The organism is Spirosoma sp. (assembly GCF_048594605.1).
GTDB lineage: Bacteria > Bacteroidota > Bacteroidia > Cytophagales > Spirosomataceae > Spirosoma.
In genome coordinates, this window is record NZ_JBMDWV010000190.1 from 1 (window position 1) to 12,849 (window position 12,849).

Sequence of the window (12,849 nt, forward strand, 5' to 3'; positions counted from 1 at the left end):
TGAGTCAAATCCGAGTAATAACAGAATAATCGACTGTAAACTACAAAAAAAACGAATTAGGCAATACTTCCAGTACGCTGAAACCAAACTTATTGATGCAGACGCATTACGTTTTCAACGCTTTATACCAACATTCAATTACAACGTCTTAGGTTTCAGATACTTGTCAAACCATTGCAAATACCTATCAAGCCGGTCTTTCTGATAACTCGGCACCGTAATCCCATGAAACTGGCCGGGATAAATGATCAGTTGCGTTGGAACACCCAGCGAACGTAGCGCCTGAAACATCTGCTCACTTCCCGACGATGGTACGTTAAAGTCTTTTTCGCCCGCCATAAACAACGTTGGCGTTTTGATACGGTCGGCTTTTAGAAACGGATATGACAGTTTCAGCCATTTCTCAGGATTTTTCCAGGGTGCACCTAATTCGTTTTCGTATTGATTCGTGTACTGATCGACCCCGTACATCGATAATTGTAATGAGCTCCCGGCTCCACTGGCAGCGGCTTTAAACCGGGTATCCGTAGCAATTGTATAATTCGTCAGAATACCGCCGTAGCTCCAGCCGCCAATGCCCAGCCGTTCAGGATCGGCAATGCCCTTCTCAACTACGTAATCGGCCGCGCCCAGAATATCCAGCACCTCTTTATTGCCCCAATCGGCGTAAATGGCTTTGGTGAAATCAATTCCACGGCCGTTACTACCCCGGTAGTTGACGGCGACAACCGCATACCCGCCCGCTGCCAGCATCTGCCGGGTCAGGTCAAACGAATATTCGTCCTGCGCTACAGGTCCGCCATGGATAAAGAAAACAGTCGGCAATTTCTTATTAGCCGGCGCATTCGCTGGCCGGTAAAGGATATTTGACACCTGCGCGCCGTCTTTACTACGTGATGTAAACCCTTCAACCGTAGCCAGCTCGAGCGAAGCCAGGAAATTGTCGTGTACATGCGTGAGTCGACGTAGCGTTCCGTTTTCAACAGCGTATAGCTCGGCGGGGAGTTGCGGCTCACTTACCAGAACAACCCAATTTCCGGCAGGTGCAGCTTCCATACTGCTAATGGCCCGGTTGCCGCCCGCCAGTTTGGTCAGTTTTCCATCAGCAAGCGTATACTGACCAATGTAAACCTGCCGGTCATCGTGTACCGAAACCCCAATGGTTTTACCATCTTTCGTCCAGGTCGGGTTACGTACGGGCCGGTCCAACGCTTTTGACAATAATCTTGGCTCGCCCCCATCCCGACTGATTACGGCCAGAATGGGTTGGTCGTACATCAGAAAATTAGCCGAAGCAGTCGACCGTAAATAGGCAATCTGTTTCCCATCCGGGCTCCAGACAGGATTTGTGTCAACACCTGCCCAGGTAGTTAAGGGCTTCATGGTCGCGCCTTTTTTGGCGTCGATTACGTAAATATCGGTGTTCTGATTACGGTCGGGATCGTCCGTTCGATTGCTGACAAACGCCAGTTGCGACCCATCGGGCGACCAGACCGGCGAGGTTTCATCATAATTCCCGGTTGTCAACGTATCAATCTTCTTCGTCGCTACATCGAATACATACAGATGAACCGGGCTTTTTTCCAGATAGCCTTTTACATCCGCTTTGAAGTGATAACGGTCCAGCACGTACGGTTTACGAACCTTCGTTTTTGCGGAATCCGCATAATCCGGGTCACGTAGCACTAAGGCGATTTTCTTTCCATCCGGCGACCAAACGTACTCTTCCAGATCGGTTTTTAGATCGGTCAGTTTTTTCGCTTCGCCCCCGCGCCGATCCATGAGCCAAATCTGCGTTTTGGTTGCTCCCTGACGCGACGACACGAACGATACGTATTTCCCATCCGGACTAAACCGCGCTCTCGATTCGCTATCAGGCCCATTTGTCAGTTGAATCGTTTCTTTGCCGTCCCAACTCACCATCCAGAGGTCAGAATTTCGTTTGTCCTTTGTCGTATCGACCGACGACAGTCCGTAGCTAATCCATTTGCCATCGGGCGAAACCTGCGGATCGCTGACGGTTTGCAAGCGATAAAGGTCTTTAGTCGTTAACGGACGTTTTTTTACAGGCGTTTGCGCCAGACTCCCAAGCGTCGAAAGCGTTAGCAGACCGAACAGTAAAGGTTTATTTATCATGATGAGTGCTTTTGTTGAATGCGTCTACTTTTTATGTCCTCTTACTAGTGAGGCCGCTATTAGTAGTACTTCGTATATTCACTAGATTAATACGGTATCCAGAAATGTCTGTAATCGGATGATTAGTACGCCTTTGTAGGGACTGAGCGCCAGCAGAATCATTTTTATCTCCTATGATAAGGTATTCAGCATGAGCATCTATGGCTAATGAGAGCAGATAATTATCATCAGAGGACTGTCGGTGATGATGGAAGTTGGTGTAATGACGGTAAGCCGTGCCCGAATAGCTTCCAGGAAAAGGGAAATTTCAATGGGTGTAACCTACTTACGAAACTTCTCCCGATAGGCCACCTCCGAAAGTTCCGTCAGTAAATTTTCATCAGCAAATAACTCAATACCAGGATTATTTAAAATGATAGTAAGCTTATCCCGATGCTTTTTTCCGATTAGGGCGCTGATAAAATCGCTCGTATCGATTACGATCCTCATGAAGACGAATTAGCCTGCTTTATCTGTTTTTCGAGCCGATACGCTTTAATCTCAGCCATAATCTCGTCCTCGGAGATATCCGGTTCGTTCTGAGGCAACGTCCGCTCCACTTTATTCCATATAGCCGTCCAGGAAGGTTGGTCTGTTTTTAAGGCAATAATACCCAGGTCAATCAGATCGTCGATAAGCTTACGGGCTTTCGGCGTTCTGATCTCTATTGTGAGTGTTTCCATAGTACGTTTAAGGTTACTCTTCAAATTTACGAAAGAACCGGGGGCATAACAAGATTACCATCCGATTCCGGGATGGCCCACCTTTTTAAAGCAAAACGCTACGTATCAGCGCAAATTTGGTACAGGCAACACAGGTAAGCTCTCGTTTCCGTCTTCGCTAACGGCTTGTACGGCGAAGTAATAATTGTCTTTGGAATACGGCAGGGTCATGCCCAGTTTGGTGGTAAAGAATTTTTTCTGCCAGAACGGCCAGTACGTTTCACGCATCAATACGTAATAGCCTTTTACCTTGCCCGATTGTGGGGTCTGCCAGTAAAGCGCGGTCGAATTGGTCAGGTTACGAACGTCGACCGTTACTTTCTGTGGCACCGCTGGCGATTTCGCCAGGTTAGCCAACGTAGCGAGGTTAACAGCCGTATTTTTCCGGAGGTATTCAAAATCCATAAACTTCGCATAATCACCGTATTCAATGCCGTTTTCAGTCCGCAAATCCTGGTGCTGGTGTTCGTAGTTCTCGTTCATTTCGGTCAGACGGACAGCCGCAAAACCCCGTTGAACAAACGGCGTATGATCGCCCCCACGCAGGTAGCGGTCGTTACGGTATACCATCACGACTTCCAGATTTTCGACGTAGCGCTCCCCAATTTCTTTCAGATACCGGGCCAGCGTACGCGCTTTCCCATCGTTTTCATTACCAAACTGCCGAATCTGGCCAATACGTCCGGTGGTGTCTTTTAGTAGATTGCCCGGTAATCCTTCACTGAATACGCGCAGGCGGGTGTTGTCGATGATCCGGGTATCGCTGCTGTTGTTGCTCCCCATAATGTCGTTGTTCAGCACGCCCTCTACGTTCCATTTTTCCTTAAGCGCCCGTTCCGACAGGTGTTCGGCACCCAGCAACCCCTGTTCTTCGCCGGTCAACGTAACGAAAATGATGGTCGCCGGAAACGACGATTTACTCATAACCCGACACAGTTCAATCACAGCGGCCGTTCCCGACCCATCGTCGTTGGCACCCGGCGCGTCGGACTCGCGGTTCATTACGTTCGTAACGCGGCTGTCCATATGGCCCTGTACAATAAAAATACGATTGTCGTTTGGATCAGTGCCTTTCAACGTAGCCATTACGTTACCCATATTGGCAGGCTTATCCACACGTCGACCATCAGGCTGGAGCGTCCACGTATCGAGCATAGCAGTCATTCGCCCACCCGATTGTTTGGCGTATTGATTGAATTTCCCCAGAATCCACTGGCGGGCCGCACCTAGCCCTTTCCTGGTGGTTTGGTCGGCTGAGGTCGGTACGCTCAATGTATGTCGCGTTCCGAAGCTAACAAGTCCATTGATATGCGCTCGCAGGCTATCGGAAGAGATTTGCGCGACCAAATCAGCAATTTGCGGGTCGCGGTTAACAATAGCGGTTTGAGCAAAAACAGGGAGTGTACAAAGTAAAAAAGCAGGCAGAAGTAGTTGTCTCATGAAGTTGATAATTGCGTACAACGAAACTAACAAAAAAGCGCAAACCGGGAGGTCTGCGCTTCCATATTCGCGAATCATTTCTCAGAACGACCACGCAATACCAGCGCCTGCGGCAGTCTGTCCGGTTAGGGGTACGGGCGTAACAGACATACCTACCCGCGGAAGTCGAAGCATTTCATTATAGCGCGAAACGGCTTTATTGACCTGACTGTTGCCAATGATGAAAAAAGTCAGCGAAGCCGCTACTGTGCTACCATACACCGTCCAGTACGTACCGTTGCTTTTATTGCTGCTGAAAAGAATGTAAGCCAGCGGAACAAAAGCCGTCAGACGGCTCAGGGTGGTCAGGGTTCGAAATGTCTGAAACCGGTGCGATACGTCCGGATCGTTCAATTCATAAAAAGGGATTTCCAGTGAATACGGCGACGATAATTTTTTTCCTCCATAGAAATAAATGCTCCCTAACGACGATGAGCCGTAAGCCCGTTCAATCGGAAGCAAATGCGCCGGAACCGGCACCGTTCGGTAATGAGACGTATCATCATCACGTCGGCGCTGGGCGAAAGTCATCAGCGATACCATCAATGACAGAACCGTAAGTAGAACGAATAGCTTCACGTATTAGTCAACCAATAACTCTTTAATTACCTGCTTGATTTTATCAATTTCATCCCCTGACAGCCGACCAAGTACTTTAACGATACGTAACCGATCAATCGTTCGCACCTGATCGATCATAACCCAGCCCGTCCGTCCGCCCGACTGGACCTGAATTCGGGAGGGATAGGCTTTCGAGGTAGAGGTTATAGGGGCAATAATCAACGTATTAACCTGTCGGTTCATTTCATCGGGCGAGATTACAACGCAAGGTCGCGTCTTTTTAACCTCACTCCCTACCGTAGGATCAAGATTAACCAAGATTACCGCATACTGATTACTTACCATTCCTCCCACGTTTCATCAGCAAATACATCAGGAATTAACAGACGGTCATCGCCATTCTCGTGCATCTGCTTAAAGGCATCCTCCCATCCCTCCCGTGGCTTCCGAACGGATCTGAGCACTAGTTCATTTTCCCGCATTTCGACCTCTACCGAATTGCCAATCTGGTATTTATCGAGAACCGTTTTAGGGATACGAATACCTTTTGAATTCCCGATTGAAACAACCGCCAACCGCATAGCTAAAGTGATTACGTTGTAATTACAAACCTATAAAAGATTCGTTTCATTTCAAAATAATAAAGGTGCTATCGGACTCGGCTCCAATAGCACCTTGTTATTAAAAAATCCGCGCTACGTTACTTCACTACTTTCAGCGTTCCCTGCATCAGCGACGAGTGGCCGGGGAATGAACAAACGAATTGATAATCTCCAGGCTCAGTGGGGGCCACAAAGTAGATGGTTTCTGAGGTTTCAGGCTGGAGAATGTTCGTATGATACAGTACGTTCGGTGAGTTCGGTACGTAGTTCATTTTAGGACCGTTCAGGTTCAGTTTCAGCGCGGCATCGCCAACGGCATTCGCTGTACCGGGTTTCGTAATCACACAGTTGTGCAGCATGTCGTCGTTGTTGTTGAATACGAGTTTGATGCGGCTACCGGCTTTCACCTCCAGCTTCTCTACGTCAAATTTCAGCCCTGGTTTTGTACCGATTGTAAGGGATTGATCAGGACCATTTGTCCAGTCGGCAGGCATCGCTACGGTCCGTTTGGCATTAACTGCTTTTACATTTTTACTGGCCGTAGCAGACGCTTTTTTCTGATCCGCCACCATACCCGCGTGTTCGTGCTTCGCGATGGCAACGGCCCGTGCCGGCAAGGTCAGTTTCTCACCCGGCGCAATGGCGTTCAATGTGTAGTAACCAACTGAGTGCAGCAACGGCATATTTCCCGCAACCGACCGAATGCCCTCCGCTTTTACTTCGTGTATGTAGCCTTCCCGTAGAATCGTATCAGCAACAATCCGGGCGCTCAGGCCATCAGACGATACCACAATGCCCCGGATCGGAACGGGCCGGGCGTCTTCAATAGGACTACCGTAGGTCTTGTGATAGCGGTACGTAAAACTATTGAGGCTGTAGTTTTCAGGATTTTCAGCCGTTTTTCGATCAACGGGTAGCGTAAATGTCACCTCGAAACCATCGGGTTTCGACGTAATGGTTTTCATTTCGAACGGCGTTTTTCCCGTCCAGACCAAGCGCTGAACACCATACGGTTCTTTGCCCGTTGCGGCCCAGCCACGGCTTGTCATCCCTACAAACAGCGAACCGTCCTGTCCCCACGTAGTGCGTAGAATACCCGACGAGAACCCTTCCCGGAATGGAAAACAAGCACCCTGCCACTCGCCATTGACTTTTTCCATGGCCACCCGCATGATTTTGCTGTGCCCCTGATCGCCGACGAACAATTGATCGGTAAATGGGCCGAACGCTCCGCCCGTCGTATCCTGCCGAAAATCGGAGGTTGAAATCCCCATCAGCGTATGCGGAAACCAGACAGCGGGCGATTTCAGGTTTTTAACGGTTTTAGCGATTTCAAACAACGGTTTACCTGTGCTCGGTACGTCCTCAGGTTTGAGGGTTAAGGGAGAACCGGGCTCGCTCGACCAGCGTAAACCAGCAGGATTTCCGGCAAACGTACCTTTCTGAAGGTGCGTCATCCGCCCGGACCCAACCCAGTCGCCCTGATTTTCGGTGTAAAAAATACTGCCATCACGTAGCGTACCAAAACCGGCCGGCGACCGCAGCCCCGTAGCCCAGGGTGTCATTTCGACTCCATTGCCCGTATCGCGGAGCTTAAGCATCCAACCCCGCCATTTGGCTAAACTGGCTCCATAGCCAATCCAGTCGAGGTTAAGCGTAATGATCATATCGCCGTCAGGTAGCAGTACTGGGCCGTAGCTGTATTCGTGGTAATTTCCCGACAGCGGCCACTTATAGAATGAACTATATTCATCCGCTACGTCGTCGCCGTCTTTATCAACCAGTTTTGTGACTTCGCCCCGTTGCGTACACAGAAAATAGCCTTTGGGATGCCACATCAAACCCAGCGGCTCGTGCAGCCCCGACGCAAACTTTTTATACGTTGGTACGCGGCTTCCCTGCATATATGGGTTACTAATCAGCCAAACATCGCCCCGGCGTGTACAGGCAGCCAACCGCCCATCGGGGAGCGGGGCCAATCCACCGATTTCGAGTTTGATCTCTTCAGGAATAGGCAACGTAATAATCCGGTAATAATCTTCCTCACTCGCCGGGCGTTGGGCGAAGGCGAGCGAGTGAACGAGCAAAAACGCGAAAGAAATTAAAAAAAGCTTTTTCATATAATTTTTTGTCATTCCGACGACAGGAGGAATCTCAAGCGTCTTACCCAGATAAGCAAATAGTTTAGGAGATCAGTCTCGAATTTCGAGATTTAGGAATGTCATATTTGGATTAAATTCCCGAATCAAGACATCTTTCTTTTCCCGTCGCCACTTTTTTATCTCCTTTTCACGATTAATAGCATTCAAAACATACTGGTGGGCTTCCCAGTAAACCAAGTTACAACAGCAATATTTGCCAGCAAATGTCTCCGGCTTACCCTGATTCTCAAAGTGTTCCTGTATTCGTCTAACCAAGTCATTTGTCATGCCCACGTAGAGTGCGTTGCAAGTTTTATTGGTTGTAATGTAGACGTAGTACCTATGATTATTCATGAAATTTACTTATTATGAAGATTGAGATTCCTCCTGTCGTCGGAATGACAATTTGAGAAAATTAGGCAATTCGTAGACCGTTTTGGGTTGGGCGTTCGGTTTGAAGAAGCGTCACGGTGCCGTCGCTGTCAACAGCGCCCAGCACTAAACACTCGCTTATGAACGTCGCAATTTGTTTTGATGGAAAGTTAACGACTGCTACAACTTGCTTGCCCACCAGTTCATCCGGTTGATAAAGCCTGGTGAGTTGAGCGGAGGTACGCCTGGTCCCTGATTCGCCAAAGTCAATCGTTAATTTATAGGCTGGCTTTCGGGCTTGTGGAAACGCTTCAGCGGCTGTGATTGTGCCGGTACGTATCTCCACTTTTTCGAAATCAGCCCACGTAATCTGATTCTCCATTTTATTAAGCCTCCACTGTGCGTCTTGGGAATTTCTACGGCAGAAAACTAAGTCGCAGAGGTTTACAGAGCGGTTAAAATACAATTGAATACTGCACCGATCCCGCGTTATTTTTCACGTCAACGGGTAGTAGCAACTCCTGCTTGCCGTTGCTCTCACGCAGTTTTACTTTCGCTTTCGGGTCGAAGCGAACGTAGTAACTTCGGTCGTTAACGGCATACACGCCTTTACCCACTTCCTCAATGGATGAACCAGCCGCGATTCGACAGTATGGCGTCCCTTGTGGAGACCCGCTCAGTGTCAGCGTCCGAACTAGGGAATTGCCTTCCGCCCGAACGGCATCGGTAACCGTAGCACCAGCCAGTACGTAGCTAGTTGTTGGAACACCTTTCTTATCAATAGTCAGCCCTTTGTACTGCAGCATGTTTTCGCCAACACTATCGGGCCAGGCCGTCGCGTCGTTCGTTAATATGGCTATGGGCGTTTGCGCAGGCAGATAAACCGTGGCTCCGAGTGGAGTAAGCAGTTGGGGCTCGCCCCGTTCGTACCACATTTCGGTTGTGTTGGCAAAGTCGCCTTTCCAGACCTGGAGCAACGCCATCTGATTCAGATCGGCGGTGTAATGAACCCCCGCTGGCGAACCCACCGACATACTGTGGGTACGCTTGGTTTTTTCGCCAGGCATCTGAACAAACGAGCGGATGCGCTGAACCGGATTTTGGGCATCACTATAATCAGGATTCACGCTAACCACAGCCACCGGATCGGGTTCAGGTAGCGACGCCGAAGCATGCAACGGCTGCGGGCGCGTACCGGCCTGCGACACGAAAAGACCCAGTCCCGGCCGGAACCAGGAGCGCGAAAAGTACACTTTTACATCGTGAGGACCCGCCGTTAACGTAGCGTTGCCGCTATTTGGCATACCCAATTCAAGGTGATTAACAGGTATTACGTCTTTGCCATCAATCCACAAACCGGCAACGCCCCCCTGGTTGAGATCGAACCGATAATCGCCGGACTGCAAGGCGTTTAATTTCCCCGAAAACAGGATCGAATACTGACGAGGCTGCCCATACGAGACTTCATAGTTGAGCTGGCCGGTCGTATCCTGTTTCAGGACTTTTCGTTTTGCCGCTTCGTTTGGGTCCTGAATATAGCCTCCTTCTACAATCGTATAGCTCAGGGGGCCGCTCCACTGCGCTACGTTACGAGGTGTCATGACCCGATAGCCAACATTCCGAACGGCAACGGTTCCTGCTTTACTGGCAATGGTAAGTGGACCTGACTTATTGTTGCTGAGTGTCTGACCTTCTCGAACAGTTATTCCATTGATCGCCAGTTTCTCCAGTAGAGCGGGCTCTTTACCACTGCCCGTTTTATACCACAAATCGATTGTTTGCCACAAACCGGGCGCTTTCAGCAAACGACTAATTTCCTGTGCTTGAGCCAAATTAATCGACTGGCCTGTGGGTAGCGTCAGCACTACGTCGGCATTGGATGTCATCATGGCATCGAACCGTACCCGAAAATCAGCTGTCGGTGTTAATAGCGGCAACGGTTCATTAGAACCCACCAGTATTTTATCGCCCGATTTGGTTTGAATGGATGATCCATCAGCATTCGTTGAAACAGAACCCGCTAACTGCCAGCCGGATGGGCGAGCCAGTTGAGCGAGTGACATGGGCGGCAAATCGCTCTGCGCGTAAACAGAAATTGATAGCAAACAACTCAGCGATAGGGCTGCTGTTTGCCGGGCAATGAACGTAACGAATTTATTCATAATACGTACTAAAGCATGCATCTGGGATTATATCACCAAAGTTAAAATAAAGTCAATTGGTAATTCGTGTTAAACTGACAATTATTACGTTTATTCTGATTAAAATTTGCTTTAAATTATTAAATACATACCTGCTGGCTAGGGTAGAATTTATGCTTGTTGCTACTTCCTACTACGGATTGTCCGCGCGTTATACGACTAACAAAACTACTTAAACAGCAACCTATTACAACCTAACTACGTCAATACCATGAGATCACCGTTATTGCTGTTCATGACAGCCACAACCCTTTCGCTGGCAGGTCGTCCTGGTGTTCCGCCAGCGAAGTCAGTTCATACCAAATTACCTAACGAAGCAACCCGCTCTGTCATTACGTCCAGACGTCCGGCCTCTCCACCGGATGCCAGCGACATAAAACTCGCCAGTGGCTTTCAAGCTACAGTTTTTGCCGATAATCTTGGAAAAGCCCGACACATCATTGTGGACAAGGCCGGAACCGTTTTCGTGAAACTCGACAAACTGAACGACGGAAAAGGAATTGCTGAACTCATCGATAGCAACGGCGACGGACGCGCTGACCAGACTATTCTGTTCGGAAACACGACCGGTACGGGCATGGCGATTTATAACGATTATCTTTATGCCTCGTCTGATACGTCGGTATATCGTTATAAACTGACCAACGGAAAGGTAATGGAAACGTCGCCCGCTGAACCGATTATCACGGGTTTGACCTTCCAGCGTCAACACGCCAGTAAGTCGCTGGCAATTTCGCCCGATGGGAAGCTGTTTGTCAATTTTGGAGCCCCCTCGAATGCCTGTCAGGAGAAAGATCGGCAGAAAGGTTCGAAAGGTATGGACCCTTGCCCAATTCTGGAAGAGTATGGCGGCATCTGGCAGTTTGATGCCAATAAACTGAATCAGCACAAAGCGGATGGCAAACGCTACGCTACCGGCATACGTAACGCCGTTGCGCTTGACTGGAACACAGCAACCAATACGCTTTACGCCATGCAGCACGGACGCGACAACCTTAACAACTGGGGTGGCGTGTTTACGGATGAAGTTAGTGCCGAACTACCTTCTGAAGAATTTCTGATGGTAAAAGAAGGGTCGGATTTTGGCTGGCCTTACTGCTACAACAACCATGTTAAAAACAAGAAATTGTTAGCCCCCGAATACGGTGGCGATGGCACAAAAGAAGATCGTTGCGCCGGAAAGGACAAACCCATTATGGCCTTTCCGGGCCACTGGGCCCCAAATGATCTGTTATTTTACACAGGAGGAACAGGCGCGAATGCGTTTCCGGCTCGTTATAGAAACGGTGCCTTTATCTGCTTTCATGGCTCGTGGAACCGCGCTCCCCTGAAACAGGGTGGCTATTTCGTAGCTTTTGTTCCCTTTGGAAAAGACGGTCGGCCATCGGGTAAATACGAAGTGTTTGCCGAAAATTTTGCGGGGGTTGCCGAGCAGGGTCAACCCGGCACGAATGTCAATGCGGGTAAGCTTGATCTGGCGAGCCCCGGCGACGCCAAAGCCAGGCCAGTGGGTTTAGCGCAAGGACCTGATGGCTCGCTTTACATTACCGATTCGGTAAAGGGTAAAGTCTGGCGAGTGAAGTATATGGCGAAAAAGTAAAAGAAACAATTAACGATGCCGGTCAGGAAAGGTATTCATACGTAATGCTTTTCTGACCGGCATCGTTATTATTACAACCTGAAACAAAGAATCGTTACGTAGAAACAAGCCTTTATGAGTACAGAATCAGCGGAGTCAGCTCACTCAGAAGAACCCGAGAAAAGGCGGACAGCCGCTGAACCCGATCAGACAGCCCATTCCGACGATAGGGATGATCAACGTACTGACTCCACTTCGCCAGTAGCTGAACGGGCCAACCCACTCGATTTACTCAAGCCCAGAAAAGGCTACGTAGTAACGCCTGTGCTTATATGGCTGAATGTCGGCATTTTTCTGCTGATGGCGCTGACTGGCGTGAACGTCATGCAGCCAGCCAGCGAAGATCTGATTCGGTGGGGCGCCAATTATTCTCCTTTGACGCTTGAAGGTCAGCCCTGGCGATTGCTAAGCAGTTGCTTTCTGCACATTGGCCTGCTCCATCTGGTATTCAATATGTACGCCCTGATTCAGATCGGCCCCGTACTCGAGCCCTTATTAGGAACTCGTCAGTTTACGATTGCTTACCTTACAGCGGGGTTATTAGGCAGTGTAGTCAGTCTCTGGTGGCATGATATTGTGTTGGGAGCCGGCGCATCAGGCGCTATTTTTGGCCTGTACGGTGTGTTTCTGGCGCTATTAACCACAAACTGGCTCGATGCCGAAACCCGACGCGAATTACTACGGAGTATTCTGATTTTCGTAGGCTTCAATTTGATGATCGGGCTACAGGCCGGAATTGACAATGCGGCTCATATCGGGGGTTTGCTGGCTGGGCTGCTTTTTGGCTATACATTTTATTTTTCCGTACTCCGATCAGGGTATATAGCCAACAGAAACCCCTGGACAATGCTCATTCCGCCCGTGGTTGTTTTACTGATAGCAGCGGCCGTCTACACAAATACGTCAAACGTGTACAGTGACTACGAGCGGACTATGCAAAAATTTGGTCAGTTGGAA

General features: G+C 49.2%; 13 protein-coding genes. 2 read left to right on the forward strand and 11 right to left on the reverse strand.

Annotated features, from left to right (window positions below):
- Positions 1 to 138 precede the first annotated feature (138 nt).
- The 11 genes from ACOJS8_RS11855 to ACOJS8_RS11905 form a co-directional block, all read right to left on the reverse strand.
- Complete coding sequence (locus ACOJS8_RS11855; RefSeq protein WP_420148755.1) at positions 139 to 2,136, reverse strand: S9 family peptidase; 1,998 nt, start codon at positions 2,134 to 2,136, stop codon at positions 139 to 141.
- 321 nt (positions 2,137 to 2,457) lie between these two features.
- On the reverse strand, positions 2,458 to 2,625 hold the full coding sequence (locus tag ACOJS8_RS11860; protein ID WP_420148756.1) for a putative toxin-antitoxin system toxin component, PIN family: 168 nt from the start codon (positions 2,623 to 2,625) through the stop codon (positions 2,458 to 2,460).
- Positions 2,622 to 2,858, reverse strand: coding sequence for a hypothetical protein (locus ACOJS8_RS11865; RefSeq protein WP_420148757.1), 237 nt, complete (start codon positions 2,856 to 2,858; stop codon positions 2,622 to 2,624). Before ACOJS8_RS11865 ends, ACOJS8_RS11860 begins: the two co-directional genes overlap by 4 nt.
- Positions 2,859 to 2,963: 105 nt before the next feature.
- Entirely contained in the window at positions 2,964 to 4,337 is a 1,374-nt protein-coding gene (locus ACOJS8_RS11870) for a M20/M25/M40 family metallo-hydrolase (RefSeq protein WP_420148758.1), read from the reverse strand.
- Positions 4,338 to 4,418: 81 nt separating this feature from the next.
- Positions 4,419 to 4,955: a hypothetical protein gene (locus ACOJS8_RS11875; protein ID WP_420148759.1), complete on the reverse strand. Its 537-nt coding sequence runs from the start codon at positions 4,953 to 4,955 to the stop codon at positions 4,419 to 4,421.
- Positions 4,956 to 4,958: 3 nt separating this feature from the next.
- Entirely contained in the window at positions 4,959 to 5,282 is a 324-nt protein-coding gene (locus ACOJS8_RS11880; RefSeq protein ID WP_420148760.1) for a type II toxin-antitoxin system PemK/MazF family toxin, read from the reverse strand.
- On the reverse strand, positions 5,276 to 5,518 hold the full coding sequence (locus ACOJS8_RS11885; protein WP_420148761.1) for an AbrB/MazE/SpoVT family DNA-binding domain-containing protein: 243 nt from the start codon (positions 5,516 to 5,518) through the stop codon (positions 5,276 to 5,278). Before ACOJS8_RS11885 ends, ACOJS8_RS11880 begins: the two co-directional genes overlap by 7 nt.
- A gap of 119 nt (positions 5,519 to 5,637) precedes the next feature.
- Positions 5,638 to 7,659 carry a plastocyanin/azurin family copper-binding protein gene (locus ACOJS8_RS11890; RefSeq protein ID WP_420148762.1) on the reverse strand — a complete coding sequence of 674 codons (2,022 nt, stop codon included), beginning with the start codon at positions 7,657 to 7,659 and terminating at the stop codon, positions 5,638 to 5,640.
- A gap of 72 nt (positions 7,660 to 7,731) precedes the next feature.
- Positions 7,732 to 8,034, reverse strand: coding sequence for a GIY-YIG nuclease family protein (locus tag ACOJS8_RS11895; RefSeq protein ID WP_420148763.1), 303 nt, complete (start codon positions 8,032 to 8,034; stop codon positions 7,732 to 7,734).
- 61 nt (positions 8,035 to 8,095) lie between these two features.
- Positions 8,096 to 8,434, reverse strand: coding sequence for a tRNA-binding protein (locus ACOJS8_RS11900; protein ID WP_420148764.1), 339 nt, complete (start codon positions 8,432 to 8,434; stop codon positions 8,096 to 8,098).
- Positions 8,435 to 8,507: 73 nt separating this feature from the next.
- Positions 8,508 to 10,214, reverse strand: a complete 1,707-nt coding sequence (locus tag ACOJS8_RS11905) for a hypothetical protein (protein ID WP_420148765.1) — start codon at positions 10,212 to 10,214, stop codon at positions 8,508 to 8,510.
- 250 nt (positions 10,215 to 10,464) lie between these two features.
- Here ACOJS8_RS11905 and ACOJS8_RS11910 point away from each other — a divergent pair, with 250 nt between their 5' ends.
- Positions 10,465 to 11,853 carry a PQQ-dependent sugar dehydrogenase gene (locus ACOJS8_RS11910; protein WP_420148766.1) on the forward strand — a complete coding sequence of 463 codons (1,389 nt, stop codon included), beginning with the start codon at positions 10,465 to 10,467 and terminating at the stop codon, positions 11,851 to 11,853.
- A gap of 114 nt (positions 11,854 to 11,967) precedes the next feature.
- Positions 11,968 to 12,849, forward strand: an 882-nt coding sequence (locus tag ACOJS8_RS11915) for a rhomboid family intramembrane serine protease (RefSeq protein ID WP_420148767.1), incomplete at its 3' end; no start/stop codon positions are given.

Excerpts from the sequence above, each read along its gene's own strand:
- ACOJS8_RS11855 (WP_420148755.1), bottom strand. The coding sequence starts at position 2,136 with ATGATAAATAAACCTTTACTGTTCGGTCTGCTAACGCTTTCGACGCTT.
- ACOJS8_RS11860 (WP_420148756.1), bottom strand. The coding sequence starts at position 2,625 with ATGAGGATCGTAATCGATACGAGCGATTTTATCAGCGCCCTAATCGGA.
- ACOJS8_RS11865 (WP_420148757.1), bottom strand. The coding sequence starts at position 2,858 with ATGGAAACACTCACAATAGAGATCAGAACGCCGAAAGCCCGTAAGCTT.
- ACOJS8_RS11870 (WP_420148758.1), bottom strand. The coding sequence starts at position 4,337 with ATGAGACAACTACTTCTGCCTGCTTTTTTACTTTGTACACTCCCTGTT.
- ACOJS8_RS11880 (WP_420148760.1), bottom strand. The coding sequence starts at position 5,282 with ATGGTAAGTAATCAGTATGCGGTAATCTTGGTTAATCTTGATCCTACG.
- ACOJS8_RS11885 (WP_420148761.1), bottom strand. The coding sequence starts at position 5,518 with ATGCGGTTGGCGGTTGTTTCAATCGGGAATTCAAAAGGTATTCGTATC.
- ACOJS8_RS11890 (WP_420148762.1), bottom strand. The coding sequence starts at position 7,659 with ATGAAAAAGCTTTTTTTAATTTCTTTCGCGTTTTTGCTCGTTCACTCG.
- ACOJS8_RS11895 (WP_420148763.1), bottom strand. The coding sequence starts at position 8,034 with ATGAATAATCATAGGTACTACGTCTACATTACAACCAATAAAACTTGC.
- ACOJS8_RS11900 (WP_420148764.1), bottom strand. The coding sequence starts at position 8,434 with ATGGAGAATCAGATTACGTGGGCTGATTTCGAAAAAGTGGAGATACGT.
- ACOJS8_RS11905 (WP_420148765.1), bottom strand. The coding sequence starts at position 10,214 with ATGAATAAATTCGTTACGTTCATTGCCCGGCAAACAGCAGCCCTATCG.
- ACOJS8_RS11910 (WP_420148766.1), top strand. The coding sequence starts at position 10,465 with ATGAGATCACCGTTATTGCTGTTCATGACAGCCACAACCCTTTCGCTG.